Below are 25,768 nucleotides of genomic sequence, written 5' to 3' on the forward strand. Positions count from 1 at the left end.
CGCGGGCGAAGGGCCAATGCCCACAACTCGCCAAGCGATCCGTATCTCCCCACCTGGTGCGACACGCGACAGCGATGCATCTACTTCAGTCGGGCGTTGACCTGTCCGTCATCGCGTTGTGGCCGGGACACGAAAGTCCGTCAACTACACACGGCTACATGGAAGCCGATCTCACCATGAAAGAGCGGGCGCGGCACAACATTCAACCGCTGCAGGTGAAGAACCGCCGATATCGGCCGCCGGACCGTCTTCTTCAGTTCCTCGAGTCCCTGTGATTATGCGTAGTGCGCCGGCCCGGAAATCCTCGTAGACCGGCCCGGCGACTAGCACAGCGTCAATCAGCAACGAACGGCTCCGCGTAATTTGCGGCTGCGCATTATTTCGACTACGCAGAATTCTGCGTAGTCGAAAGAATTTTTTGTTCGCGGGCTCCGACACTGGCGAGCGGGCTGCCGCTATGTACGGCCTGATCGGAACATGCAAGCTGAACGGCATCAACCCGCGCGCCTACCTCGAATACGTCCTGACTCATATCGCGGACCATCCCATCAACCGCGTCGATGAACTGCTGCCCTGGAACATGGCCAGCAAGCTGCCCCCGCACCCTGACTTACCCGCGTCTGCTGCCTGATTGCCGGCCAGTGAGAACCAGGTAGCCTGATTCCAGATCATGCCTCACGCGAACGTCCCGTTGCGACCGGCCGTCGCGAGATGCTTACGATCCGAACTCCATGCTATGGAGCTCAATTGCGGGCGCGCTCGCTACCGCCAAGCGCGGCCAACATGCTTTGGTCAGGCACGAGGGTGTGAGTTGCCGCGACAGTAGGAAAACTGCAGTAGTGATTCTTCGCTGCCGCCCAAGAATGCCTCTATTGCTTGATGGACAACGGCAGACACGCTTTCGGATGCGTCTTTCGTCAGTACACCGGCTTGAAGGAGGTAAGCGAAATCGCCGGTGCTTTCGGTTCTGCGAATGCGAGTCTCTTCTGTGCGTTGGCTGCTGAGGGCGCGGTGTACGTGTCCGACGCGCACGCGCGTGACATAGCCGGTGTCGATGATTTGATTTGTCAGAGTTACCCAATCAATGGTGCTCGAAGCGTGGTGGCGATCTACCGTATTGAATCTCAGGCACCATTGATAAGGCGCTACTCCTTCTCCAATGTCGGCGAGCTTTTCGTACAGGCCACGCTGGACGTTGCGATAAGAAGGCATGAGCTCGCGTGTCCATTTGGTCGGCGCATTGAGTCTCGCGAGGTATTCCGGCGTTTGAAGGTCGTCGGTCGAGTCGACGTCAATTACACAAGAAAAGCGTGGCCCGTTGCCTTTGATTTTCTCCCAACGCTCTGCGTGGCGAAATCCCGACAGTGCCAGACGTTCGGGAAGATGTTCTAAGGAATGCCAGCGAAGATATTCGTCGACCCGGTCTAAATCGACGTCATGTCGAATGACCACCATGGCGCCTACGCAGTGCGTCATCCCCGTCTCCCAAGCTTTGGCAGAGGATCCGTCGGCTGCGGTTCCTCGCTGTATGCCCAACCCTGGCGTGAAGTCAGTGCAGGCGAGCCCAAGCGAACGGAGCCTAGCTCCTGAGCTGCCGCCTTCAGTCGTCCGACGATTGCCTCGATACGGGCCTCAGTGAAGCGCACGGCTGGGCCCGCAATACTGATCGTGCCGAGGACAAACCCTTCGTGATCGTACACGGGAACCGCAATAGCGTTAATTCCTACGTTTGCACTATCGAGGGCCAGGCCATAGCCTTCGCGGCGCGCTTTTGAAAGTCTTGCCATTACCTCTTTCATCGTCTTTGGCGTGTTTGTTGAGATCGCACTGGGTGGTCCCTTGCCTTGCGCCACGATCAGGCTGACCGCTTCTTCATCACTTTTGGTGGAGAGCCATGCGATCCCGGTCGCCGAAGCGAAGAGCAATGGCTCTTGCCCCATGTCGCCATCGTAAAGCAGCCCGCCACGTGCCCCTTGGGCGCGGGCAACAAAGGTAAGGTGGTCCTTGTCAGTGACAGCAAGCCGTACGAGCTCGCCGCTTTCATGGGCGAGCCGCTCCAGAATTGGCTGAGCAAAGTCGACGATGCCACGCTCGGACAGAATGGTGAATCCTAGGGACACAAGCTTAGTCGTTGCCACATACGCGTCGCCCGCCCGGTCACCCTGACGCACATATTGCATTTCGATCAACTCGGCCAAGTGGCGATGGGCCGCGCTGACCGGAAGGTCCAATGCTTCGGAAATGTCCTGCAATCGCAGGCCGTCCGGACTCTTGGCCAGAAGCTCCAGAATCGCGAAGGCTCGCTTCACGTTGTTGCTCATCATCCCTCTCATGGATGCGTTCTCAAGCCTGCATTCTACTCAACCGGGCGGTCGGCACCTCTGAGCGGAAACACGTATTGAAAATGGTTTCCAAAATGGATAGGCTTTCCATGTCGGTGCATGTTGGCGCCGAAGACCACGATCGGAGAGGGCGCATGAGTCTTGTCAGGTATGCCGCTATCGGTTGCAGCGGCATGGGGAGGCGGCACCTTTATGGGTTGGCGCAGCTACGGCGTAAGGGGCTGGCCAACATAGAACTGGCGGCAGTCTGCGATCTGGACGCGGACTCGGCAAGGAGCTTTGCAGATGAAGCGCAAGCGCTGCTGGGTACGAGGCCCCAGGCATTCACGGACATCGAAACGATGGTGCAGGAATGTCCCGGCCTTGTGGCCGCTGACATAGCGACGGATGCTGGGTCGCACATGAGCGTCGCGTTGCGGTGCTTTGCGGCGAGACTGCATGTGCTGTGCGAGAAGCCGCTAGGAATCACTGTGGGCGAATGTCGCACGGTTGCGCGAGCAGCAGAGGAAGCCGGCCTGATTCTGTCGGTTGCTGAAAATTTCCGGCGCGACCCTATCAATAGGCTCGTAAAAGCATTGCTGGACGACGGAGCGATCGGAGAACCACGCTTGATGTTAGAAACCACCGTTGGTGGGCGAGACGAGGTGGTGCAAACGCCCTGGCGGCATCGGAAAGAGTCCGGCATGGTTGTCCTCGACTCAGGCGTACATAACGCCGACATCATCCGTTACTACATGGGAGAGGTTGCTACGGTCTACGGTGAGAGCCGCTTGCATGAGCGAACGCGTCGCGTATCTGTCCGTGCCAGTGACACTGCAACAGCGATTGACAAGTGGTGGCGTGCATCAGACAACGCCCCGGCGTCATTCGAAGCAAGCGGCGATGACGCGACCTATTCGCAACTCCGGTTTGCGTCGGGCGCGATCTGTCAATGGGTAAACGATCGGGCCGGTCACGGCGAACATCGCGACTGCCGGGTTATTTACGGGTCGAAAGGTTCAATCGTCGCGCCCGGTGACCGTAACGGACGACCGGTCAAGCTTTTTCTGGACGACGGCTCCGTCATTGGGGACTCCCGTGTTCTCGATTACGCGCCGAGCTATCGACTCGGCCCGGTTGCGGCCGCACTTTTCGACGACGCGCGTCCTTGGACCTATTCGTTGGCGTTTGACGAAGTCGATCAACGCATCCTTGCGCTGCAGTTGCACGAGCTTGCCGATTGTGTGATCCGGGGTGTCGAGCCGGAGGTCACAGGGTACGAGGCACTCGCCGACGTAGCATTGGCGTACGCACCGATCGAGTCGGGCAGGCTGGGTCGATGCGTCAGTCTGGAAGAAGTCATCAGCGGAACAGCGGCGCCTTATCAGGCCGAAATTGACGCGGTGCGTCGCGCGCGGCGTGCTTAGCGGTGAACGATGTGGCCGAGCGGCCGCTGTCTGAAACTTGGAATGCAGGAGTGAAGCTTGAGTCAGGATCAAATACCGCAGCTCGCCGCTTGTCGCTCACCAACAAGGCAGCCAGCGCGTCGTTCCACTCGTCATGTGGCGCGATATGCAGCTTTCGCGGCGCTTATCGTTGCCCTCGGGACGCTGATTGTGATGCCTCTGGGGGCGCTTATTCTGCGCGGCTTGCTGCGAGTAGACAATGGGCGGGTGTCGGCGTCCTTGCGCGCGTTCGGCAAAGTGCTGGGCGATGCCGGGTATTGGGTCGCCATGGGGAACACGCTTGTCATAGCGGTTGGATCCATGTTGCTTGCGACCTTGATCGGGGTGGCGCTCGCGTGGTGTTTGGTGCGCACCAATATGCCGTGGCGCGGTTTCCTGGAACGTGCTGCCGCCATGCCGATCTTTATCCCACCATTCATCGGTGCATTCGCGTGGATTTTGTTTGGCGCTCCGCGGATCGGTATCTTCAATGAGATGACGGCGCAGTTAAATATTGGACAGCCATTCAATATTTATTCGTATATTGGAATTGTATGGGTAATGGGTATCTATATTGCACCCTACGTGATGATGGTCGTCGCCGGCGCACTGAGAAATATGGATCCAAGTTTGGAGGAGGCCGGCCAGGTGTCGGGACTTAGCCGGTTTCGAACGGTACGCGTTATCACGCTGCCGGTCGTCGGACCGTCGATCCTTTCGGGTGCCGTATTGGCTTTTGTCATCAGCCTTGGGCTTTTTGGCACACCCGTCCTGTTGGGCATGACGCGAGAGATCTACCTCGTCACGACTCGAATCTATCTGGAGTTGCAGCAATATCCTCCCGATGCAGGGGTCGTCGCGGTACTTGCTTTGTATCTGATGGTGCTTTCCGTGGCAGCGAACTTCGTCCAGCGACGCATGCTGCGGGGGCGCTCGTTCGTCACTGTTAGCGGGAAGGGCTTTCGCCCGCGCTTGGCGAAGCTCGGAAAGAGTCGCTATGTAATTGCTGGTGCCGTATGGTTGTATCTTGCGCTGACAGTTTTTGCGCCCATTGCGATCATCGCCGCAGCCGCACTCTCCACTTACGCGTGGTCCGGACATTTCACGTGGGATAACTTGCGCTTCCTGTGGACCACTGTTGATGTACGCACGACATTCATGAACAGCTTGTTCATCACCGTCATTGCGGCGACGGCGACAACCATTCTGGGCATCGCTATTTCGTGGTTTACGACACGCTCCAAGATTCGGGGGCGGCATTGGTTGGAGGTGGTGGTGTTGCTGCCCATGTCGGTTCCGAGTCTGGCATTTGCGTTAGGTGTGTTTTTCTTCTGGGTATGGATGCCAAAATGGATCGGCGTGTATGGAACGATTTGGATCATCATCGTTGCGTTGATTGGACGATATGTGAGCTATTCGGTCCGATCGATTTCGAGCAGTCTCGTGCAAATTCACCCGGAGTTGGAGGAGAGCGCCCGGATTTCTGGCTATGGATGGCTGCGCGCGCTGTCAAGCATCACGTTACCGCTCGTCATGCCAAGCGTAGTTTCAAGTTGGGTGATGATCTATAGCATTTTCGTATCCGAGCTTTCGATCGTGCTGCCACTCTATACAGCAGAAACTCGTACGCTCTCGATTCTCAGTTTCGATACGTGGTCAATCGGTCAGTTTTCCCAAGTGGCTTCGCTCTCAATCCTGCAATTGCTCGTGGGTGTGGGTGTAATGGGAGTTGTCGCCGCAGTTACTCGTCGCCGCGAAACCGCGGTCATCTGATGCACAGTTTACCTGAGATTAGATCATGACCGTTTCAATCAATTCCCTGAGCAAGCGCTTTGGCGATGTAGTCGCCATCGATGACTTGACCGTGCAGTTTCGGCCCAACGCGATTACGGTTATGCTCGGTGCCAGCGGATGTGGAAAGACTACGACATTGCGGTGTATTGCTGGGCTCGAGCAACCGGCCAGTGGTGAAATTCTGATCGATGGTCGCACCGTATATTCATCGGCACGCGGCATTGACTTGCCACCGGAAAAGCGAGACCTCGGGATGGTATTTCAGTCGTACGCAATCTGGCCACACCTGAGTGTGATGGAGAACGTCGCATTGCCACTTCGCGCTCGGGGCATTCGACCGTCCGATACCAATCTTCGTGTGCGCGATACGCTGGCGGCTGTCGGTCTCGGTCAACATATCGATCGCAGTGCAATGCAACTGTCTGGCGGGCAGCAGCAACGCGTATCGATTGCACGATGTCTCGTTGCTGATCCTCGCCTGATACTTATGGACGAGCCGCTGAGTAATCTCGATGCAAAACTGCGCGTGGAAATGCGACACGAAATCCGAAGTCTGCAGCGCAGAATTGGTGCAACGATCATCTTCGTTACTCACGATCAGGAAGAAGCGATGTCGCTTGCCGACGAGATTTTCCTTTTTGACCGCGGTCGTATTGTGCAACGTGGTGCACCGGAAGAGCTGTACTTCCGGCCGGCGGTGCGTTATGTCGCCGAGTTTCTGGGTAAGGCCAATCTATTTTCCGTTTCGTTGCGAGCGAACAACGGTGCGACAGAAATCGTGGGCGGAGCAGGCCAGATTGTGGTGGAGGAGTTTGTGCAACGTGGGTTTGTCGGAGAAAACGCCCTATGCATGATTCGGCCGGAGGCCTGGCACGTGGGTGCGCGATCGGAGAGAGGTGTGCCCGGAACGATACGGGAGACTTCGTTCATCGGGGATCGTCGCGAGTTGCGCGTGGATACGCCGCTTGGCGTGCAGACGGTGGTGACGCCCGGTTTCGAACGATATGCAGATGGCGATGAGGTGAGTCTGCGCGTGGCCCCGCAGCATCTGCATTTACTTACAGGAGAGATTCAGTGATTCCCGTTGGCTCTGGATTATTCACGATGTGGGGTGACATTCCGCCGGCTTTTGGTCATGAGTTCTCGGTTATGCATACCAGAGATCATGTTCCAGCACACCTTGCCTATCTTGGTGATGATGGTGTGCGGTGGGCGCGCCGATGTGTCGATGGGCATGGCGACATGCCACATTTCTTTACCTTCTATGGGCTCACCGGTCTGCACGTCCTGACTGACGCGGCGCACGCCAAATGCAGGGTGAAGGATAGCGCGTGGTTCATGAAGATGCGTCCTCACTACCGTGATCGGATTGCGCACCATTGCCAGGTACTTGCCAGTGCCGGTGCAGGTACCGGCGGCGCGGTCGGTACCGTGCTTCTCGACTTCGCCGGCGAGGTGTTGTGCGACAGAGCGCGATTAGACGCATTTGCGGATGAGTTGACCAGGCTTGCCCCGGTAGTCAGCGCACATATCGCAGCGCCGGACTGGAATGTTCCGATCAGAGTTGGCGAGGCATTGCCGGCGGGGCGCGAAGGAAGCGAAGCGCTTGGGGTGCTCATTATCGAGGGATTCGATCGATACGCGCTGGCGGAATGTCTTGCCGAGGTCCGCGACAAGCTCGTATCCGGCCGTGTTGCATCACGTGTCCGGTCGTGGGCGCATTACGCACATGCTTACCGTCTCGACTACGAAGAAATTGAACATACAAAGCACTTTCGAAATGACGATCAGCTGATATCGGAAAAGTTCGGCCGAAATTAGAATTGTTGATTTATCGAAAGTCATAAATGGTGCCGCTACCAGGAGACATGATGATGAATACATCGATGAACCGACGTCGCTTTATCCAAAGTCTTTCCGCCGCAAGCGCTGCGTTTGCGTTTGGCGGCCAGTCTGGGGTTGCTCGGGCCGATACAAATAATGCCCTGATAGGGCAAGCGCAGAAGGAAGGGAAGCTTGTCGTCTATGGAGATTTGTTCACCGTTCAGATTATCGTCAAGGGATTTACGGCCAAGTATCCTGGAATTGACGTCACAACGGCGACCGGTGATGCGTGGCAAATATACAACCGATTCATCGGCGAACAGCAGGCAGGGCGCCCAGTGATGGATGCGTTCTATCAGGCGGAAGACACGATCATTACCGCAAGCGCAGCTGGCACGCTTGCGGACGTTTCGTTCGATGACAGGAACGCTCTGCTTTCTCTCGCAACGCCGGATAAGGCAAAGACGTATATTCGCGGAAATGGCTCATTGTGTCTGTTCGCCTACAACAAACAGGCTATTGGTTCAGTTCCTATTCCGAACGACTGGCAGGACTATGCCAATCCACGTCGGGAATGGGAGAGTCTTGTGGCGACCACGAATCCGGCCTCATCGTCTGCGACATTCGCGGTGATCGCGAGTCTGTATCAGCATTTCGGGCCGGAAAATGGCGGTGCAATTTTGAAGGGTCTTCGGAAAATCAATACCGAACTCGTTGCTTCAATGGGGGTGATGACGACAAAGCTGCAGACAGGCGAGCGTCCGCTGGATTTCTTTACGAATACAACGGCGGCGACTGGTCTCATGAAACAAGGTGTACCGGTGGTGCTCAAGGCTCCCGCATCTGGCACTGTGGCGCAGTTCAATGCGGTGGCAATTAGCAAGACGGCGCCGCATCCGAATGCGGCACGACTGTTTCTCGAGTATTCACTCAGCGCGGAGACCCAGACGCGGCTTGCCGCAGCGGGGGCCTATCCGGTGCGAAAGGACATCGCTGGGCCGGCTGGGTTGCCTGCGCTAGCCGGTGCAAAACTACTCAAGCTCGACCTGCCTCAGGCGCTAAAGGATCGCGATGCGATTTTGAAGTGGTGGTCGGCGAGCACAGGATTTAATACGCGATAAGGGTAACAAATGATCAAGCACATCGAAATGAACCAACTTTCAATTGCGAACTTGACCGTTGGGGGCGGGAATCCAGTTGAGTTGATCGAAGCTGCTGCTGCAGCAGGCTTTGGTAAAGTCGGGCTTGTGCTGCGCACGGCAACTACGAAGGCACTTCAATATGAAATTGTCGGCCGGCCCGAGGTCATGCGCGAAGTAAAGGCGGCTAGTCGTGCGAACGGTGTGAGCGTGTTTGATGTCGAGGCATTCACGCTTACTCCGTCAGCGGATCTAGCTTCCTACGAATCGGTACTGGCTACTGGTGCCGAACTGGGGGCGACGCACATCTCTGCCATCGGCGCGGAGATATTTAATGCTGGTCCCCGCTTTTCGGAGCAGGAGCGCATCGATTTTTTTGGACGGCTGTGCGATGCCGCCGCAGGGTTTGGACTCCATGTGGGCGTCGAATTCATGCTGTATCGGGACGTGAGTACGCTTGGCGACACTCTGGCGCTACTGGCCGCTGCTGGCCGCCAGAACGCGGGGGTGATTCTTGATGTTCTTCACTTCCACCGAAGCGGCGCGCGTCCCGAAGAACTCGACACAGTTCCCGATGATCGCTTTGCTTATGTACAGTTGTGCGACGCGGGTCAGGATGCTCCGCCCGTCGACGGACTTGCGACCGAAGCGCGCACGGCGCGACTGCATGTCGGGAGCGGTGTTATTCCACTGGATGCGATGCTCGACCGCGTACCTGAGCACATGCAGTTGGTGATCGAGACACCGGTGAAGGCCGATGCAGCACTTAATTGCCATCAAAAGGTGGAACGTGCCGCCGACGCTGCTCGTCGTTTTTTCCAGCATCGGCAAGCCGCGGCTGTTTGAAAAAACAGCCTGACGCGGGAAGGGGAAACACCGATCTCGTGAGGACGGGTTCGGTACGTCCCCGTGACGGCTCAAATGCAGAGGATGTTTCACGGATATTTGGCCGGCTGTTGAGCCGTACTTGACCAGCACGTCTTTGCGTAGGCAGAAAGAGGCGCTCGCGGTAGCTAGTATAGGGTGACGCAAACATTGCGCGGATTACGACAGTCGGTTGATTTGTGCCGTACACGGAGGGTGCGGTCCGATGAGCCGCGACGCGCGATGAGAGGTCTGGTATCGCGACTGAATGCCGTCAAATTGCGTCGAGCGCATAGGTATCGGTTTTGTAGATATCTGCATTACGTTCGGCCCTGCCGTGCACACGCGAGTGACTAACAAATTTTTTGTCCTGATTGCATTCCGCCAATCGTCGGTGCAATGGTTTTCTCATCATGAAAGGATGATGTAATGACGCTTTATGACTTGACGACGCTCTCTGTAAAGATTGGCGCCAACGCACGCGTTTTCGACGGGATTCAGGCTAGTGACGACCCGGTAAGCGGCAGACTTCTCGGATGTTGGTATTCGGATATTGGAGTGCTTGGAAAGGTACTGATATTACGTGGCTTCGATTCGGAGGCCGCACTGCTCGCAGAACGAAGGCAATTGCTATTGGGCGGAAATCCCTTCGGCATCGGGGAGTACGTCGAGGATGTAAAGGCGGAGAGTTTCGTTCTATTCCCGTTTTTACCGCCGATCGAACCCGCAGTGCATGGCAACGTTTATGAAATGCGCGTATATGGCATCAAGCCGGGGAGTCTGCAGCCGACGATCGACGCGTGGCAGCAAGCCGTGCCCGAACGCATATTGCGTTCGCCTCTTGTGGGCGCAATGTATTCACTCGACGGTGCCGTGCCTCGCTTCTTGAACATCTGGCCGTATGCCAGCGTGGACGAGCGCTCGCGCGTGCGCGCCAAAGCCGTGAAGGACGGGATTTGGCCGCCGAAGGGTGGTCCAGCGCACCTCACCACAATGGAATCGATGATCTGCGTGCCGGCCCCGTTCTCGCCGTTGCGATAGTTCTTCATGACATGCAGCTGCCCGCTACACCAGAGTGCTAGGAGATGCTATGTCTTTACTACAACCGCGTGCCTTGTCGCTTGCGGCGCTCACTGTGTTGGAATTAGATCCGGCACAGATGGTTCAGTGTGCCGCGGAGGCGGGTTACCAGCATGTAGGATTGCGCCTCTTGCCCGCGACGGAGGCTGAAGTACAGCACGAAATCGTGGGCGATACCCCGTTACGTCGTGAGACGCTCGCGGCACTGAGGGATACCGGAATATCCGTGCTCGATGTCGAGATTCTCCGCCTGAAGGCCGACACCGATATCGTTGCGTACGGGCCAGTGCTCGAAACTGCAGCAGAACTCGGTGCCCGATATGTGCTCGTTGCCGGCAACGACCCAAACGAGCAACGTACGATTGACCGGTTGGGTCAGCTTTGTGATATTGCTGCGCCCTTAGGCCTTGCGCCGTCGATCGAGCCGATGCCGTGGACCGACGTGAAGGACATTGTGGCGGCGGAACGGATTGTTAGCGCGGTGGGGCGAGGGAATGTCCGCCTTGTCGTCGACCCGATACATTTCGATCGTGCCGGTTCATCACTTCAGGACCTTGGCGCGCTGCCGCCACATTACTTCGGCTACGCCCAATTTTGCGATGCACCCGGGGACCGTCCAATTGACCTCGAGACACTGCTATTCCAGGCGCGCTGTGAAAGGATGGTGCCGGGTGAAGGGGGTATTGATCTTGCGGGAATCTTGCGCGCGTTGCCTGGCCATGTGCCGCTAAGCATTGAGGTGCCCAGCCAACGATGGGCACAGACCTCCGCCGCCGTGGAGCGCGCGCGGCGATTGCGCGAGGCGACACTTAAGTTGATCGAGGCGGCATACGCTACATAGGGACATTGTGGCGTAGTGCATGCGTCTCGTGATGCTGGCGTGCGGTCAACACCCTTGAATTCCGTTATGGAACTGTGTTCTCATTCTTCGCTATTGCGATTCGATGAGATGGTGATATGGCGGGGAATCTGGAGCGCGCACTTGCGGTGCTGGATCTGTTGGCGAAGAACGGTGGTCGGATGTCGCTCGTGACAATCGCCGACACGCTCGGCATTCCTCGTAGCGGTACGCACCGTTTGCTGGCCGCGCTCGTTGGCGAAGGTTTCGTGCGGCAGGACGAGGAGCATGGAGAATACAGTCTCGCCCTGAAGCTTGTTTCATTGGCGCTTACCTATCTGGCTACGAGCGGTGTCTCGGACATTTCACAGCCGATTCTTGACCGCCTCGCAGACACTTCTGGCGAGCTTGCGAGGCTGGGTGTCATAGAGCGCGATCGCATCACATTCGTTGGTAAGGCTCAAGGAGCCAAATCTGGATTGCGCTACGACCCGGACACCGGAAGTTCCCCGCCCCTGCACTGCACGGCTAGTGGCGAGGCCTGGCTTGCAACGCTATCAGATGAAAGGGCAATTGAACTCGTCTCGAAGCAGGGCGGCCTTGGCCCGAAGTCTCATGGCGAGCGGCGCGCTCCGAAGACCGTCCAGCAATTGATCAAGGATCTGAATGCGGCGCGCAGGCGCGGTTACGGTATGGCAATAGAGACATACGAGGCCGGGATGTCTGCTATTGCGGCTCCGGTGCGAAATCCCGTGACCGGCATGGTCGCGGGAATCGTGAGTCTGGCCGGTCCAAGGACTCGCCTGTCTGAGGACAGGCTCAGCGAACTCGCGCCATTGGTATTGCGTGCAGCCTCTGATATGGGCGCTGCGACGTTGGGCTCGCCCTATTTCAGACAGGCCGCGAGTATGGTTGCTGAACCGCAACCTGCAGCGCCGGCGAAGAAGGGCATACGCCGGGAACGTTAAACGAAGCATGCGGGCAAAGCAATGAGCGTGATACCGCTCCGTCCGAGATTCGTGGCGTGCACAAGTGACGAGGCGCCCGAAGTGGAGGCTTGAAGGCTGCGCAGCTACCGACGCACTAGATTGCCAACGGCAAGATACGTAGGCTTGCCCAGAACAGAGCGCGTGGCGATTCTCGCGCGACGCACAGCGTAGCGCGCTAGAGTTTTTCGCGTGCTGCCGCGGCCGCAAGGCCCGGACTCGTCAATGATGGGGAGCCGGGCACCAACTGGCTGATTTCCGCAGCGGCCGCCACCAGCAGCGGGGCGAGTTCATGAAGTCGTTTTTCCGGGAGCCTGGTGAGTGGCCCCGCGAGACTGATCACGCCAATCGGTTGTTTGCTCAACGGGTGAACCAGTGGCGTTGCAATCGCAGCCATCCAATCGGAAAAGGTCTGTACTGCCACCGCATAACCGCGCTTACGGGCAGCATGGATATGCTTGAGTACCTCGGCAGCAGTCTGGGGCGCTTGTGGGCCGAAATCGGCTTGCGTCCCGTAGCCCTGTGCCTGGAGAATCGCAACGGCATCCTCATCGGACATACGAGACAACCACGCATAGCCTGTTGCTGAACACGACAGCTTGGCAACCATTCCCATTTCCGGATCGTATCGAAGCCCGGCTCGCGCCCCTTGTGCTTTGGCCACCCACGTCAATTGACCATTGTCGGCTACCGCCAGACGAACCAATTCACCTGTCTCGGTTGCGAGTCGATCGAGCACTTGCTGTGCGGCATCCATGTAGCCGAGCGACGCCAAATGCCGGAACGCCAGTGCTTGCAACTTGGTCGTCAAAACATAATCTCCTCGATCTTGCTCCTGTCGCACATATTCGTGATCGGACAGCGAGGTGAGGAGTCGATGCGTTGCACTGCGGGGAATGCGTAAGGTGTCCGAGATCGCGGTAAGCGATAGGCCGTCGGCACAGCCTGACAGTAATTCAAGAATTGCCAGGCCGCGATCGAGCAGTCCCGAGTAGCCTGGCTCATTCGACGCTGTACGGCTTGCCATCAATGTTCCCTTGAATGATTCAATACAGCGGGATTGTACTGGAATTGTGTTCCACTGGATCGTGAGTCACGGCCCGTCTGGCATAAGCATGGGTTCGCGAGGCTTCCCGAGGCGGCGTACGAAGCCGAGCGTGCTCGAGCGCAAGCGAGGTGCTGACCCTTCTTCGGCTTGCCCGCATTCGACCCTACGTGCGTTCTGTTCCGGTTACCTGCTCGGGTATCGAGATTCACGCGCACCACATCAAAAAGTGGAATATACTTCCAATATGTATGGAATTGTTTTCCATTTCAATGATGGGTATTGAGGGGTGGCGACGATGGCTGAGCGCGAGATGCGGTGCGACCTGTTGGTAGTCGGTTCCGGGGCCGCCGGCCTGGCGGCCGCAGTTACCGCTGCGTGGCATGGACTTGAGGTGATTGTCGTCGAGAAAGACGATGTATTTGGCGGGGCGACTGCTTGGTCCGGTGGCTGGATGTGGATACCCGGCAATCCATTGGCGAAGCGAGCCGGTATTGAGGAGGACCCACGGCAGCCGCGCACTTACTTGAAGAACGAGCTCGGCGCGCATTACGACGAACAGCGTGTTGAGGCCTTTCTCAAGAACGGTCCGCACATGGTTTCATTTTTCGAGACGCACACCGAGCTGCACTTTGTCGACGGAAACGAAATTCCGGATATGCACGCCGATACGCCGGGCGCGGCTACCCGTGGGCATCAGATTATTGCAGCTCCTTATGATGGCCGCGAGGTAGGGGCGCTGATTCGGCGTTTACGAAAGACAATGCGTGAGACCTCGATCATGGGCATGCCCATCATGGCGGGCGCCGATCTCTTTGCGTTTCTCAGCGTAACGCGGTCGATCAAATCTTTCGCTTACGTGACCAAGCGAGTCTGTCGACATCTGTTCGACCTTGTCTTTTACGGCCGTGCAATGCAACTTGTGAACGGCGTGGCCCTGGTCGCGCGATTGGCTAAGTCTGCAGACAAACTTGGAGTGACGCTTATGGAGTCTGCGGCCGCGAAGCATTTGCTGATGCAATATGGGGCGGTTGTGGGAGCGACGGTCGTCACCAAAGATGGAGAGGTCGAGATCCGTGCGTCCCGAGGCGTGGTCCTTGCGACTGGCGGATTCCCGAATGACCTTCACCGTCGAAAGGCACTTTTTCCCCGTGCTCCGTCGAGTACGGAGCACCTCGCCCTGCCACCGCAAAGCTGTGCTGGCGACGGGATTACGCTAGGAGAATCGGCGGGAGGGCGCCTGGTCACCGATCTCGCATCGCCAGCCGCGTGGACGCCGACATCGCGGGTCGTACACAGGGACGGCAGTGTGGGCCATTTCCCGCATATTATCGACAGAGCGAAGCCGGGCGTGATCGGCGTGCTTGCGACCGGAAAACGATTTGTAAACGAAGCCAATGGCTACTACGACTACACGACCGCGATGATCGCTGCGGCGCCGGACGGACAAGAAGTGGCATCGTGGCTGGTGTGCGATCATCGATTTTTGCGGCGATACGGGCTGGGATATGCCCGACCGTTTCCGGTACCAGTGCATCCTCTGATCAAAAGTGGTTACCTGAAGCGCGCAGCGTCGATTAAGGAACTGGCCCGGGAGTGCGGCATTGACGAGGAAGGGCTTGCCGAGACCGTTCGGGTATTCAACGAACATGCGCGGCATGGCGAAGATCCACTTTTCGGCCGTGGCTCGACCCCCTTTAACCGTAAAGGCGGAGATCCGCACCATGGCGGCACAAATCCATGCGTCGCCCCTATTGAGCGTGGGCCCTTCTATGCGGTTAAGGTGCTTCCCGGCAGTTTCGGTACGTTCGCCGGCCTGCAAACTAACGCCAGTGCCCAGGTCATCGGCGTTGACGATGAACCAATCGTTGGGCTCTACGCGGTCGGTGCCGATATGGCGAGTATCATGGGCGGTTTCTATCCGTCCGGTGGCATCAATCTGGGACCGGCGATGACTTTCGGATACATCGCCGGCAGACATGCGGCCCGGGCTGTCGAATTCGAGGACCAGCGGCATTGTGTCGATGCGGGATTGTGATCGTCGAGAGATTCGGCTGTCCCGAATTGTACGCATGATCCGCGCGTCGTCACCAAGGGAGATTGTGGTTCGGTGACTTCGCGTGGCTGGCTGCAATAGCAGTTGTGATCTCGATCGCCTCACACCGGTCAGCCATCAGAGGGCGGTGCGCCGGCTAGCATGTCGCTTACCCAGCAGTTGGGCCTTGAAGAGAAGCTTACCGTGACGGAATTCGAATGGTCGTTCAATCCAAAGATGCCTCTCCAGGGGACTTCCAGTTGCACGCACTGAAGTTCGTCGCCGAAGGCAAGAACGTGCTAATCATAGTTAAACTGGTAGAGGGAATGTCTCATGTTGCGAAGGCCGTTGCGTATTAGGCCATTCTGCAGAGGCGCAAGGTTCGGTATCTAGAAACCCGCTGTGCGCTCAGCGCTCCAGCAGCGACAGGCGCTGCTGCGCGCCGTCCACGATCGTGTGCCGCTCGTGTGTTCCTCTCCCGGACAGCTCCCGACGCTGAGCTGACCGAGGTCGTCGACCTGGAACAGCTCGCCGAGGCAACCCGCAAGAAGGCGACACTGATCGCATGTCTGCCTCGCCGATGCAACGCGTGCTCGCCCGCGCGCAAGGCCGGCCCCTAACTCGTCGACATACGGCAACGGCGGCACGCCGTATGTTCTCGACCATGGCTATCGTTCGCGCCGAAGTACGTCGAGGAAGTGACGAAACTGACTTCCGATGTATTGAAGTGCCCGGTCCACGCGGTCGCGTGGTATTGCGAGCCAGTGAGCTGCCATCATCGCCGAATAGTCTCGTCGAGACGGCAGCTTCACTTGGATGCGGCCTTTTTCGTTAGTACCGCGCTGACAACAGTGCGCAGCGGATGGAGCGCGTTATGTATCCGCGAGGAACGCTGGAGGGAATCCGGCGTGTGGGAAGCGCGGGCTGCTGGCACAGAAGACGTTTCATCGGTCTCGACGTTGCAGGGTGCTCGCGGTGCAGAGTCGCGCGACAAGAGGCGACGCGTCATGAATTGATGTCGCGCGTCGACGCTAGCATTTTCCGACTTCGGCCGATCGTTGCAATCGCACGCAACGCATGACAAACATTGGCAAAAGCGTGGGCTACACCGTCTCTGCGATGTGCACCACCGGTTTGGGCGCGTCGTGAGTGAGAGGCATTAAGGTCCGTGCAGGAGCGCTACCACGACAGAGCAGGGCTCCCGCTATTGCTGGTTTGTGGCGACGAGTAATTAATACGTTGCGCGACCGCCGGACACATCGAAGGTAAATCCGGTGGTGAAACTGCATTCGGGGCTGGCCATCCACGCCACCATTGCAGCGACTTCTTCGATGGTCACGAGGCGTCCCATCGGAATTTTGGCCTTGATGGAGGCAATGAACTCCGGCGTCATTTGCTTGAGGATGTCCGTTTCCGCCATCGTCGGAGCGATGCAGTTGGCAATGACGCCCGATTGGGCCAGCTCCTTCGCAATGGACTTGGTATAGGCGATGACCCCGCCCTTTGCAGCGGCATACGCACCGCTGCCGGGGTTGCCCTCCTTGCCCGCGATGGAGGCGACGTTCACGATTCGACCGTAACCGTGTGCCCGCATATGGGGAATGGCGGCGCGGCAGAGATAGAACACGCCGTTGAGGTTAATGTCGAGCACGCGATGCCACTGCTCCATGGGATATTCCCAAGTGGGAGCGATCGGCCCGTTGATGCCGGCATTGTTGACGACAATCTCGATCCGGCCGGCCACCCGCCGCGCCTCCTCAAAAGCGGCAGCTACCGCTTGGGGGTTCGACACGTCGACTTCCTGCATCAGTAATGGCGTGAATCCTGCCTGGATCGGGTCAAACCCATTGAAGTCGATATCCCAGAGGATGACCCTTTTGCCGTCCGCGGCGAGACGCCGCGCAATACCCAGGCCAAGGCCTCGTGCACCGCCCGTCACAAGCGCGGTCTGAAAATTTTCGACTGAATTCATCTAATTTGTTCTCCGAAAGTTTAATACCGGCACAAAAAAATCATCGACTGGATTCGCTACATCTCGGCGTTTCCGCCCGTCAACATATCGATCACCCTTCGAAGGCTCAGTGCATGGCAAGGGTCACTCTGAGGGTCGCTTGTCCGGCCGTGACATCACATGAATCCCATAGCCGGCAATGCATTTTAGATGCTGATATTCGGCGCCGCTTTTGTTACATCGTGTTCGGTGCAGAACATCAGTCTCGCAGGTTTACCCAACGATACGACCAAAGGCTTGTCAGCCCACCAACGAGACAGAATCCCGCGAGCAAAAGTGCGATTGGCATGTATGAGCCGTGCGCGCGACTGACAAGCGCTGTTGCGATGAGCGGCATGAAACCACCCGCCGCACCGGCGAGTGCGTAACCAAAGCCCGCGCCGCTATAACGAACCTTCGTATCGAACAGACCGGCGAACCATACGGGTTGCACCGCCGTCGACATGTTGTGGCAGACATTGATCAGAGCAAAAAAGCCCAGCGTAATGAATGGAATCGAACCTGAGTGCAACGCATGAAAGAACGGAACTGCTGCAGCGGCACCGATGACCGATGCAATGATATAGAACCAGCGGATTCCGAAACGGTCCGCCAATTTGGCGAAGATCGGCAGCGTCACCATGGCGAGCGCCATCGAAATCATCGAGGCAATCATCACGTTACCCGGCGGGACCTGCGTGTAGTTCGTCACATAGGCCAGCGAGAACGTAAAGGCCAGATAGTAAGTGCTTTGGTCAAGCAACCGCATGCCGATGACTGCAAGGATCTGCAGCGGACTGGTTCTGAGGACGATGCCCAGCGGGGCGCCCGCTTCGGAGTGCTGCTTTTTCACTTCACGGAACTCCGCGGACTCCGGAACGGATCGACGTATCCAGAGCGCTGCGAATGCCAGAAGAACGCTGAGCAGGAACGGAATGCGCCAACCCCAGGCCATGAACTGATCGTGCGTGGTCAGTTTCTGGCAGAGAAAGAAGACTGCGGTGCCGATCAGCAACCCGACAAAAGATCCCGTCTGCACGCCGGCGGACAGAAAGTTGCGCCGCTTCTTGGGAGCACTTTCGACCGCCATCAATGCAGCGCCTCCCCATTCGCCGCCGACCGCAAAGCCCTGAACCGCCCGCAGGGCGACGAGCATGATCGGCGCCCAAACGCCGACAGTCTGATAGGTGGGCAAGACGCCGATTAGCGCGCTCGCGACCCCCATAATCAGCACAGTGAGAAGCAGCATCGAACGCCGGCCAATCTTGTCTCCGAAGTGTCCGAATACAGCGCCGCCGATCGGTCGGAACAGAAAGCCGATAGCGAACGTACTGAATGCGGCAAGCAGACCGGTCGCGGGATCGGAGGACGGAAAAAACAGCGGGGAGAATACGGTCGCCGCAGCGGTACCGTACAGGAAAAAGTCATACCAATCGATCACTGCGCCCAACGAACCTGCAAGTGCTGCCCTTCGGGCATACGCTTTCGGATTCGATGACAGGCGGCTTCTATCGACGGTCGAGGGCGGCGCGGCTTGCGCCTTAAGGTCGGGTGTCATCCTCTGCTCCAATGTTAATGAATCTTGTCCGGCTGCGGCCGGAGCGTGGCGGAGGAGCGTCCTCTTCGGTCATTGTTTTGGCTGCTATCGTCCGCCCGTGGCTCTATAGTGGCACAAACTTCACAAAAGTGGAAATGAATTCCATATTTTGTGGAACGATTTTCTGAAGCCTTGTATGAGGGAGCAGTAGCTTCGACGACTCGCACTCGTTGAGTGAGAGATGCGAGTTCGCGCCTGACCAGGCGTTGGGTCCCTCGGGCATGTGTACCTGCCGCTCGGCCGGCCGCACGTGGAGGTCGGTCCGACAAGCCGGCTGTCCCGATTGAAGGCTTTGACCGAATAACGAAACGGAGCGCGGTTCGGCCCGCGGCTAACGGTCGAATCGTGGAACATACGGGAATACCAGCATGCGAAGGAGGCGGCTCTTGCCGGTGCTATTCAACCATTGCGTGTGCCAGTTGACTGACGATTGCGCGTAGCCATCGATTTCCTGGCTCGTGGTGGTATCGGGCATGCCAATGTTGCTTGACCGAGAATCGCTCGACGTTGATGGGGCACGGATGTACGGCGAGACCGTGCGTCGTTGCCAGAGTTTGGCCGATATTGCGGGGCAACGTGGCTATCAGATCCGTGGTTTGGATGATTGCTCCCAGCCCGAGAAAGCCTGGCAGTTCGAGTACGACCCTTCGTTCAATGCGCTCTTGCAAGATTGCTCGTTCGAGCAACTGCGCGCCGGTTCCTGCTGTAATGCTGACATGTCCTTCAGAACGATATTGCTTCAGTCCCAGACGGCTTCTAACGCGAGGATGCTGCCGGTTCGCCAAACAGATCCAATCCTGCTCGAATAGCTGCTGCTGGTATATGCCGCCGCTCAACCACGGCACAAAACCGACTACGAGGTCAGCCTCACCCGACTCCAGCGCGCGCTCAGCATTGCCGTCGATTCTTGCCGCTTCGAGCCGGATGCCAGGCGCTCGCACGCGAACATGTGCGAGGAGACGCGGAAGCAAGGTGATGTGACTGGCGTCGGTCATGCAGATGCGGAACCGACGCTGCGCCATTGCTGGGTCGAACGCTGTTTCCCACGCTGCGAATCGCCGCAGCGACTCGAGTATTTCTCTGCACGGCCCTATCAAAACATCAGCTTGCGGAGTCGGAACCATGCCAGCAGGCGTACGCACGAATAGCGGATCTCGCAGATGCACGCGTAGACGTCCAAGCCAGACGCTTATCGTCGGTTGGCTCTGCCCCATCAATTCCGACACTCGCGTCACGCTGCGTGCTTCATAAAGAAGATCAAACAGGTGGAGCAGTCTCAAATCTTGCAGTTGTTCGACCATGGTTGGGCTTATTACGTGTGGTAATGCGCCTATTGTAGTCATCAGATTGCCAGAACTGGGGCGAGATTTTATCGTGCAGGTACGGACATCGAGGAAGATCACAACTTTCCGGAGATCGAGATCGCATGAGGAGGCAATGAATCTGAGTCGTCACCCAGCGCGCCGTTTCGGCGTCTTGTGCGTCGCCCGAACGCCGGGCACGACGAGTCGACCGACACCGGCGGGCCAGGGCGATGAAGGGCATGCTCCCGACAACTGTGTTCTCGCGCACTAATGCAGTAGGCGACTTTGTCATCAATACATTTCTCCAGACCGTCATATGACGAAATCTTTTTTCGCGACGTGTGCAGGTCTACGCCTGACATCAGGTCATGGGAGACACATTCTGCTTAGCGAACTTATCTAACGTTAAACCCGCAACGCCAGCGCGCATCCCGCACCGCTGAGGCGTTGTGCACCATTTCATTCGGAGAACAAACATGGAAATCATTGAAAAATACTGGGACGATGCCAAAGAGGGGGATGAATGCGTGAGCCCGACGTACACGGTCACGAAGCAAAGCATCCTCGCCTTTGCCGATCTCACGGGCGATCACACGCCGGTGCATGTCGACGAGGAATATGCGAATGCAAGCCACTTCGGCGCAATTGTCGCGCATGGCTTGTACGGCCTTTCGATCGCTGACGGACTCAAGACGCAAAGCGAATATCGCTTTCTGCCAGGAATGTCGCTCGGATGGACGTGGGACTTTCTCTTGCCTATCAAGGTCAATGATGTGCTGCACGTGAAGTTCCGTATCGGTCCGATGCGGCCGAGCAAGAGCCGTCCCGACTGGGGTATCGTGGTCATCCCGGCCGAACTCATCAACCAGAAGGGTGAAGTCGTGCAACGCGGCGAGCACCGGTTGATGATTCCGCGCAGACCGGGGGCCAAATAATGCAAGCACGTCCTCTCGAAGGGATTCGCGTCGTCGATTACACGCACTTTCTCGCAGGGCCATACGTAGGGCGCTGTCTCGCTGGCCTGGGTGCCGAAGTGATTAAAGTCGAGCGTCCGGGTAGCGGTGATGCCGTACGCCAACACGACGCGGTGCTGGACGATACGCAAAGCGGATACTTCCTGCAGCAGAACATGGGAAAGCGCGGGGTCAGCGTAAACATGAAAGATCCGCGCGGTAAAGAGTTCATGGACCGGCTGGTAGATTCCGCAGACGTATTCATCGAGAACTACCGCCCCGGCGCGCTCGAGAAGCTGGGCCTCGGCTACAAGACGCTTGCGGCCCGCAACCCACGCCTCGTATATTGCTCGATTTCGGCCTATGGGCACACTGGCCCGGATTCACATCGAGCCGGCTTCGGTCTCATTGCGGAAGCGAAAAGCGGAATCATGCAGATGGTCGGTGAACCTGGATCGGCGCCTCCAGTTTTGCGCATTCCGCTCGGTGACATGTACACCGGCATCCATGCGGTTGCGGCCGTCAATGCGGCGCTTTTGGCGCGTGAAAAAAGCGGTCGGGGCCAGCATATCGACATGGCCTTGTACGACACACTGGTATCCATGCACGAGTATGCGGTACAGCGCTATGCGCTCGAGGGTGTGGTACCGCAGCAGACCGGCCGCGATATCCCCACGTCAACACTCTATGGTGTATTTCGGGCCACCGATGGTGATCTGGTAATCGCGGCACAAGTCGATGATGCTTGGAAACGCCTCGCTGCCTTGATAGAGGAAGACGGCGGACCACGAGGCTTTGCTGCCGATGAGCGATTTCATACGCTTGGGGGGCGCAATGCGAACCGCGTGGAGATTCTTTCAGTGGCCCAGTCGTGGGTAGCCAAGCATACAGTGGCCAGCCTGTTGAAGCGACTTGATGAGATCGATATCCCGTGTGCGAAGGTCCAACGCATCGACGAAGTTATGGAAGATCCTCAGATCATCGCGCGGGGGATGGTGCTCGAGCAGGAGCATCCACGGTTCGGAAAGTTGCGGTTCCCGAACCTTCCTTTTCGTTTCTCGGAGTGCGATACGACGATCAGCTCCGTCGGCCCGGACCTCGGCGAGCATAACGTTGAAGTAGCTCGTATGCTGGGTTTCGACGACGCCCAGATTGAAGCAATGCAAACGGACGGAGTTCTTTTCTCGATGTGAATTTGCGATGGCGAATGCACATCGCTGAGGTGAACACGAATCCGGCACGGAATGCCGGATTCGTCCTGTACATAGAGAGAACGTGGATGGCCGTCGGTGGTCGCGGTGGATCCGTGATCTGGTCCAATGATTTGTCAGTGTTTTAGCCGGCTTCTTGCGTCGTAACCGTAGGAGGGAGTCGGCCGTCATGAGTGTAGTTGCTCAGCGATTCGGACGCCAGTAGCCGGACGCGATTTCCGTCAATATAGGAGCAGAGGATGACAGCCAATCTCAAAGCCCATGATCCGTCAATCGTCGACGAAAGGGCGCAGCATTCCGTCGATTCGAATCCTGGCGCGCGCCGGGCGGCGCTCGCAGGTTTAGTCGGCGCTGTGGTCGAGTGGTATGACTTTTTCCTGTACGGTACCGCCGCGGCGACTGTATTCTCCCCGCTGTTTTTCCCGTCCTCCGACCCCGCGACCGGACTGCTTGCCGCATTCAGTACGTTCGCGATCGGCTTTCTGTTCCGACCCATTGGCGGCGCTGTGTTTGGACACTTCGGAGACAAGCTCGGTCGCCGTTCAATGCTGGTGCTCACCGTTCTAATCATGGGCATAACGAGCACATTGATTGGCGTACTTCCGACCTATCATAGCGCTGGCGTTTGGGCGCCGATCATGCTCGTCGCCCTGCGGGCGGTTCAGGGCTTTGCGGTCGGCGGCGAATGGGGAGGCGCTGCATTGATGGCGGTCGAAAGTGCTCCCAAGAAGCGGCGCAACTTTCTGTCCGCCGGCGTGCAGACGGGATCTTTTGTCGGGTTGCTGATCGGCACCGCAGTCTTCTTTCTCTGCCAGAAACTGACCACGCACGATCAGTTCATGGCCTGGGGTTGGCGCATTCCGTTCCTGCTCAGCGTTCTTCTGGCATTCGTCGCACTCTGGATACGTCGATCCGTTCCGGAGTCCGCAGAGTTTCGCGAATTGAAAAAGCAGCACTCCGAAGCGGGCACCCCGCTGGGTATCGTCCTGAGAACCAGTCCGCTGCAGATCCTTGCAGTCATCGGCATGCGGCTGCTTGACCAAAGCACTTACTACCTGGCCTTTACGTTCTCGCTGGCCTATGTGACGAACTACACGCAGGTTCCACCGGGTAACGTAATGATTGCCTCGATGATTTCGATGGCGCTCGCCATGGTGACGCTGCCGATCTTCGCCAAATTGGCGGACCGTTTCGGAATCCGCTGGTTCTATGCAATTGGGTCTGTCGTTGGAGCGTCCGCCGCCATTCCGTTCTTCTACGCGGTGCATTCGGGCTCGATCGCGCTCATGATTTTGGGTTTTTTTGCGTTAATCAATATCTGCCATAACATGTCGACCGCGATTCAGCCAGTATGGTTCGCCGGTCTGTTCGATACGAAGGTTCGTTATAGCGGCGCGGGCTTTGGTTACGCACTCGCCGGTGCGGCGGGTGGTTTCATGCCGCTCATCGCAACAGCGCTCGTCAGTCGCGCGCATGGCTCATACATGCCAATCGCGCTTTTGCTCGCGGGATTCTGTCTCGTTGGTGGGCTGACGAGCCTTTGGTCATATCGGTGGGTTAATTTGCGTACCTGATCTATTGGAGGATCGTTCGAGACAACCTATGTTGCGTGGTCATCCGACACCCGCGCCATTTGCTTCGCAATGGACGTGGTATTGGCGATGACCCCGCCGTTTGCACTGACATATGCACCACTTCCGGGATTGCCTTCCTGACGCCGGAGTTTATTGCCTCAACCACGACCAAATTCTGATCGGGCGCCTCATGATCATCGAAGAAGTCGCCGCAATGGTAGCGTGGATGCTAGCCCGAGTGCAGTTTTACGACCGGCTTTACTTTCGAAATGTCCGGTGGCCGCGCAACGTATTCACATCGGCGATTGCTGCTGAAGAGCACTGCCGCTCACACTCGCAGGTTAGTCGTGGGGCTGCGCGACGCGGCCCGAAGCGATGAAAAAGAATTCGATTTTCTAAAAGGAGAATAAAACGTGACCCGGAATCCCGAGAGCCCCTTTACATCCTCAGAAAACGGCATGGCGGAACTCGAATCCGCGCGAAAAGATTCTACTCTACAAGGAGGGCGTCGGCGTGAATATTAACGGCTCCACGCGTTTGATCGGTATCGTTGGCGACCCGATCAAACAGGCTCGAGCGCCTGAAGTTTGGACGCGGCTCTTTCGATACAACCGCATCAATGCGGTGTGCGTACCTATGCAGGTTGCGGCTGACGAGCTCTCATCTTTCATTGATGGCGTCAAGGCAGTGCGCAATCTCGTCGGATTAATCATCACGGTGCCACACAAAACTGCGGTCTTGGAACTGGTGGATAATCCAACAGCGAGGGCGCGGAGTGTGGGAGCCGTGAACATGCTCCGTTGGAACAAGGATGGCAAAGTGACAGGCGACATTGTCGATGGCGCCGGCTTTGTTCTCGGCCTTAACGCGCGTGGGCGAGCAGTAAGCGGGAAGCGGGCGCTCGTCGTTGGTTCTGGGGGCGCAGGGACGGCTATCGCGTTTGCACTTGCGGAAGCCGGTGCTGCGGAGGTGGATGTGAGCGATATTAATGAGGCTCGCGCGCAGCAACTGGCATCGCGATTGCGGCTGACCGGTGTGCAGTCGTGCGTTTCCCCGCCGATCGCGGTTGGGTTTGATATCGTCGTAAATGCGAGTCCTATAGGGATGCACCCCGACGATCCATTGCCAATGAATATCGAAGGATTGGGCGAGGGAACATTGGTGGCCGAAGCCATTATGCATCCGCCCGAGACGCGCTTGCTCGCCCAGGCGCGTGCATGTGGATGCCCCGTACAGCCCGGCTCGTACATGATGGATTACCAAATTCCGGAAATGGCCTCGTTCTTCGGCTTTGACAACGGGAAGTGGAGCCCCGAGGACGTCCTCGAGATATCGGCTCAAGGATGAGAATCGAGCGCTTATGTTGTGCTTAGTAGAGGATTGCGTTTTTACCCCGACAGCACGCAGTTTGACCGGGGCGCGACAAGCCCCGCCGTTCGTGGCGAGGAAGGATAGCGCGGACGGCGGCGCCGTCCTTGGATTTCAGTGCGGTGACTGCTGTTGCTCGATGTACTGACGCAGTATAGAAATTGGCGCATTACCGCAGCCTGAAGCGAAGTAGGACGACGACTTGCCATAGTTGACTGAGCCGGACATGGCCGAAGGCGTCAAAGGTCTCGATCTGCTGGCATTGCATCTGCCTACGCTGCAGGCGTAACCCGCAGCCTACTTGGCTGCAGCGGCCGTGGGAGGAGGCTCTTCGCCGTTCCATCACGCGTTTTCGCTTTTTCGATGTGCCGTGATTTTTGGAGGGTATCACGGCACGAGC

21 protein-coding genes and 2 pseudogenes are annotated in these 25,768 nt (G+C 57.6%); 16 read left to right on the forward strand and 7 right to left on the reverse strand.

Annotated elements, in window-relative coordinates; translation table 11 throughout:
• Positions 1-275, forward strand: a 275-nt coding sequence (locus Q3A80_RS31060; protein WP_446332603.1) for a tyrosine-type recombinase/integrase, incomplete at its 5' end; no start/stop codon positions are given.
• A gap of 128 nt (positions 276-403) precedes the next feature.
• Positions 404-631: pseudogene (locus tag Q3A80_RS31065) on the forward strand (transposase domain-containing protein); the annotation flags it as partial.
• 161 nt (positions 632-792) lie between these two features.
• Here the strand turns inward: Q3A80_RS31065 and Q3A80_RS31070 are convergent.
• Together Q3A80_RS31070 and Q3A80_RS31075 are read right to left on the reverse strand one after the other, a co-directional pair.
• Positions 793-1,476 carry a hypothetical protein gene (locus Q3A80_RS31070; protein ID WP_446332604.1) on the reverse strand — a complete coding sequence of 228 codons (684 nt, stop codon included), beginning with the start codon at positions 1,474-1,476 and terminating at the stop codon, positions 793-795.
• On the reverse strand, positions 1,473-2,321 hold the full coding sequence (locus Q3A80_RS31075; RefSeq protein WP_446332605.1) for an IclR family transcriptional regulator: 849 nt from the start codon (positions 2,319-2,321) through the stop codon (positions 1,473-1,475). The genes Q3A80_RS31070 and Q3A80_RS31075 overlap by 4 nt, the downstream gene beginning before the upstream one ends.
• Before the next feature lie 155 nt (positions 2,322-2,476).
• On the opposite strand from Q3A80_RS31075, the gene Q3A80_RS31080 reads away from it, so the two are divergent.
• The 9 genes from Q3A80_RS31080 (at position 2,477) to Q3A80_RS31120 (ending at position 12,273) form a co-directional block, all read left to right on the forward strand.
• Complete coding sequence (locus Q3A80_RS31080; protein ID WP_446332606.1) at positions 2,477-3,748, forward strand: Gfo/Idh/MocA family protein; 1,272 nt, start codon at positions 2,477-2,479, stop codon at positions 3,746-3,748.
• A 57-nt stretch (positions 3,749-3,805) separates the two neighbouring features.
• Positions 3,806-5,539 carry an ABC transporter permease gene (locus Q3A80_RS31085; protein WP_446332607.1) on the forward strand — a complete coding sequence of 578 codons (1,734 nt, stop codon included), beginning with the start codon at positions 3,806-3,808 and terminating at the stop codon, positions 5,537-5,539.
• 25 nt (positions 5,540-5,564) lie between these two features.
• The gene (locus Q3A80_RS31090; protein ID WP_446332608.1) at positions 5,565-6,638 is read left to right on the forward strand and encodes an ABC transporter ATP-binding protein; all 1,074 of its coding nucleotides are present in this window, start codon (positions 5,565-5,567) and stop codon (positions 6,636-6,638) included.
• A gap of 26 nt (positions 6,639-6,664) precedes the next feature.
• On the forward strand, positions 6,665-7,381 hold the full coding sequence (locus Q3A80_RS31095) for a hypothetical protein (RefSeq protein ID WP_446332609.1): 717 nt from the start codon (positions 6,665-6,667) through the stop codon (positions 7,379-7,381).
• Between the two features lie 53 nt (positions 7,382-7,434).
• Positions 7,435-8,505: an ABC transporter substrate-binding protein gene (locus Q3A80_RS31100; protein WP_446332610.1), complete on the forward strand. Its 1,071-nt coding sequence runs from the start codon at positions 7,435-7,437 to the stop codon at positions 8,503-8,505.
• 9 nt (positions 8,506-8,514) lie between these two features.
• A complete protein-coding gene (locus tag Q3A80_RS31105) occupies positions 8,515-9,369 on the forward strand; it encodes a sugar phosphate isomerase/epimerase family protein (protein ID WP_446332611.1) in 855 nt (284 codons plus the stop codon).
• Between the two features lie 447 nt (positions 9,370-9,816).
• Positions 9,817-10,428, forward strand: coding sequence for an NIPSNAP family protein (locus Q3A80_RS31110; protein WP_446332612.1), 612 nt, complete (start codon positions 9,817-9,819; stop codon positions 10,426-10,428).
• Positions 10,429-10,477: 49 nt separating this feature from the next.
• The gene (locus tag Q3A80_RS31115) at positions 10,478-11,308 is read left to right on the forward strand and encodes a sugar phosphate isomerase/epimerase family protein (protein WP_446332613.1); all 831 of its coding nucleotides are present in this window, start codon (positions 10,478-10,480) and stop codon (positions 11,306-11,308) included.
• A 116-nt stretch (positions 11,309-11,424) separates the two neighbouring features.
• On the forward strand, positions 11,425-12,273 hold the full coding sequence (locus tag Q3A80_RS31120; protein ID WP_446332614.1) for an IclR family transcriptional regulator: 849 nt from the start codon (positions 11,425-11,427) through the stop codon (positions 12,271-12,273).
• 196 nt (positions 12,274-12,469) lie between these two features.
• Here the strand turns inward: Q3A80_RS31120 and Q3A80_RS31125 are convergent, their stop codons facing one another.
• Complete coding sequence (locus Q3A80_RS31125; protein WP_446332615.1) at positions 12,470-13,318, reverse strand: IclR family transcriptional regulator; 849 nt, start codon at positions 13,316-13,318, stop codon at positions 12,470-12,472.
• 316 nt (positions 13,319-13,634) lie between these two features.
• On the opposite strand from Q3A80_RS31125, the gene Q3A80_RS31130 reads away from it, so the two are divergent.
• Positions 13,635-15,374, forward strand: a complete 1,740-nt coding sequence (locus Q3A80_RS31130) for an FAD-dependent oxidoreductase (RefSeq protein WP_446332616.1) — start codon at positions 13,635-13,637, stop codon at positions 15,372-15,374.
• Between the two features lie 1,228 nt (positions 15,375-16,602).
• On the opposite strand, the gene Q3A80_RS31135 is transcribed toward Q3A80_RS31130, so the two are convergent.
• The 3 genes from Q3A80_RS31135 to Q3A80_RS31145 form a co-directional block, all read right to left on the reverse strand.
• The gene (locus Q3A80_RS31135; protein ID WP_446332617.1) at positions 16,603-17,343 is read right to left on the reverse strand and encodes an SDR family NAD(P)-dependent oxidoreductase; all 741 of its coding nucleotides are present in this window, start codon (positions 17,341-17,343) and stop codon (positions 16,603-16,605) included.
• 238 nt (positions 17,344-17,581) lie between these two features.
• Positions 17,582-18,919 (reverse strand): MFS transporter, encoded by a 1,338-nt coding sequence (locus Q3A80_RS31140; protein WP_446332618.1) that lies wholly within the window; start codon positions 18,917-18,919, stop codon positions 17,582-17,584.
• Between the two features lie 434 nt (positions 18,920-19,353).
• The gene (locus Q3A80_RS31145; RefSeq protein WP_446332619.1) at positions 19,354-20,259 is read right to left on the reverse strand and encodes a LysR family transcriptional regulator; all 906 of its coding nucleotides are present in this window, start codon (positions 20,257-20,259) and stop codon (positions 19,354-19,356) included.
• Positions 20,260-20,738: 479 nt separating this feature from the next.
• On the opposite strand from Q3A80_RS31145, the gene Q3A80_RS31150 reads away from it, so the two are divergent.
• The 4 genes from Q3A80_RS31150 to Q3A80_RS31165 all read left to right on the forward strand — a co-directional run bounded on the left by Q3A80_RS31150 (position 20,739) and on the right by Q3A80_RS31165 (position 25,347).
• Positions 20,739-21,197, forward strand: a complete 459-nt coding sequence (locus Q3A80_RS31150) for a MaoC family dehydratase (protein ID WP_446332620.1) — start codon at positions 20,739-20,741, stop codon at positions 21,195-21,197.
• Positions 21,197-22,408, forward strand: coding sequence for a CaiB/BaiF CoA transferase family protein (locus tag Q3A80_RS31155; protein ID WP_446332621.1), 1,212 nt, complete (start codon positions 21,197-21,199; stop codon positions 22,406-22,408). Before Q3A80_RS31150 ends, Q3A80_RS31155 begins: the two co-directional genes overlap by 1 nt.
• 257 nt (positions 22,409-22,665) lie before the next feature.
• Positions 22,666-24,000, forward strand: a complete 1,335-nt coding sequence (locus Q3A80_RS31160) for an MFS transporter (RefSeq protein WP_446332622.1) — start codon at positions 22,666-22,668, stop codon at positions 23,998-24,000.
• Between the two features lie 513 nt (positions 24,001-24,513).
• Entirely contained in the window at positions 24,514-25,347 is an 834-nt protein-coding gene (locus tag Q3A80_RS31165; RefSeq protein WP_446332623.1) for a shikimate dehydrogenase family protein, read from the forward strand.
• Positions 25,348-25,482: 135 nt separating this feature from the next.
• Here Q3A80_RS31165 and Q3A80_RS31170 read toward each other — a convergent pair.
• Positions 25,483-25,569 (reverse strand): annotated as a pseudogene (locus Q3A80_RS31170) (IS200/IS605 family transposase); the annotation flags it as partial.
• Positions 25,570-25,768 lie beyond the last annotated feature (199 nt).

The organism is Burkholderia sp. SR8 (assembly GCF_052851275.1).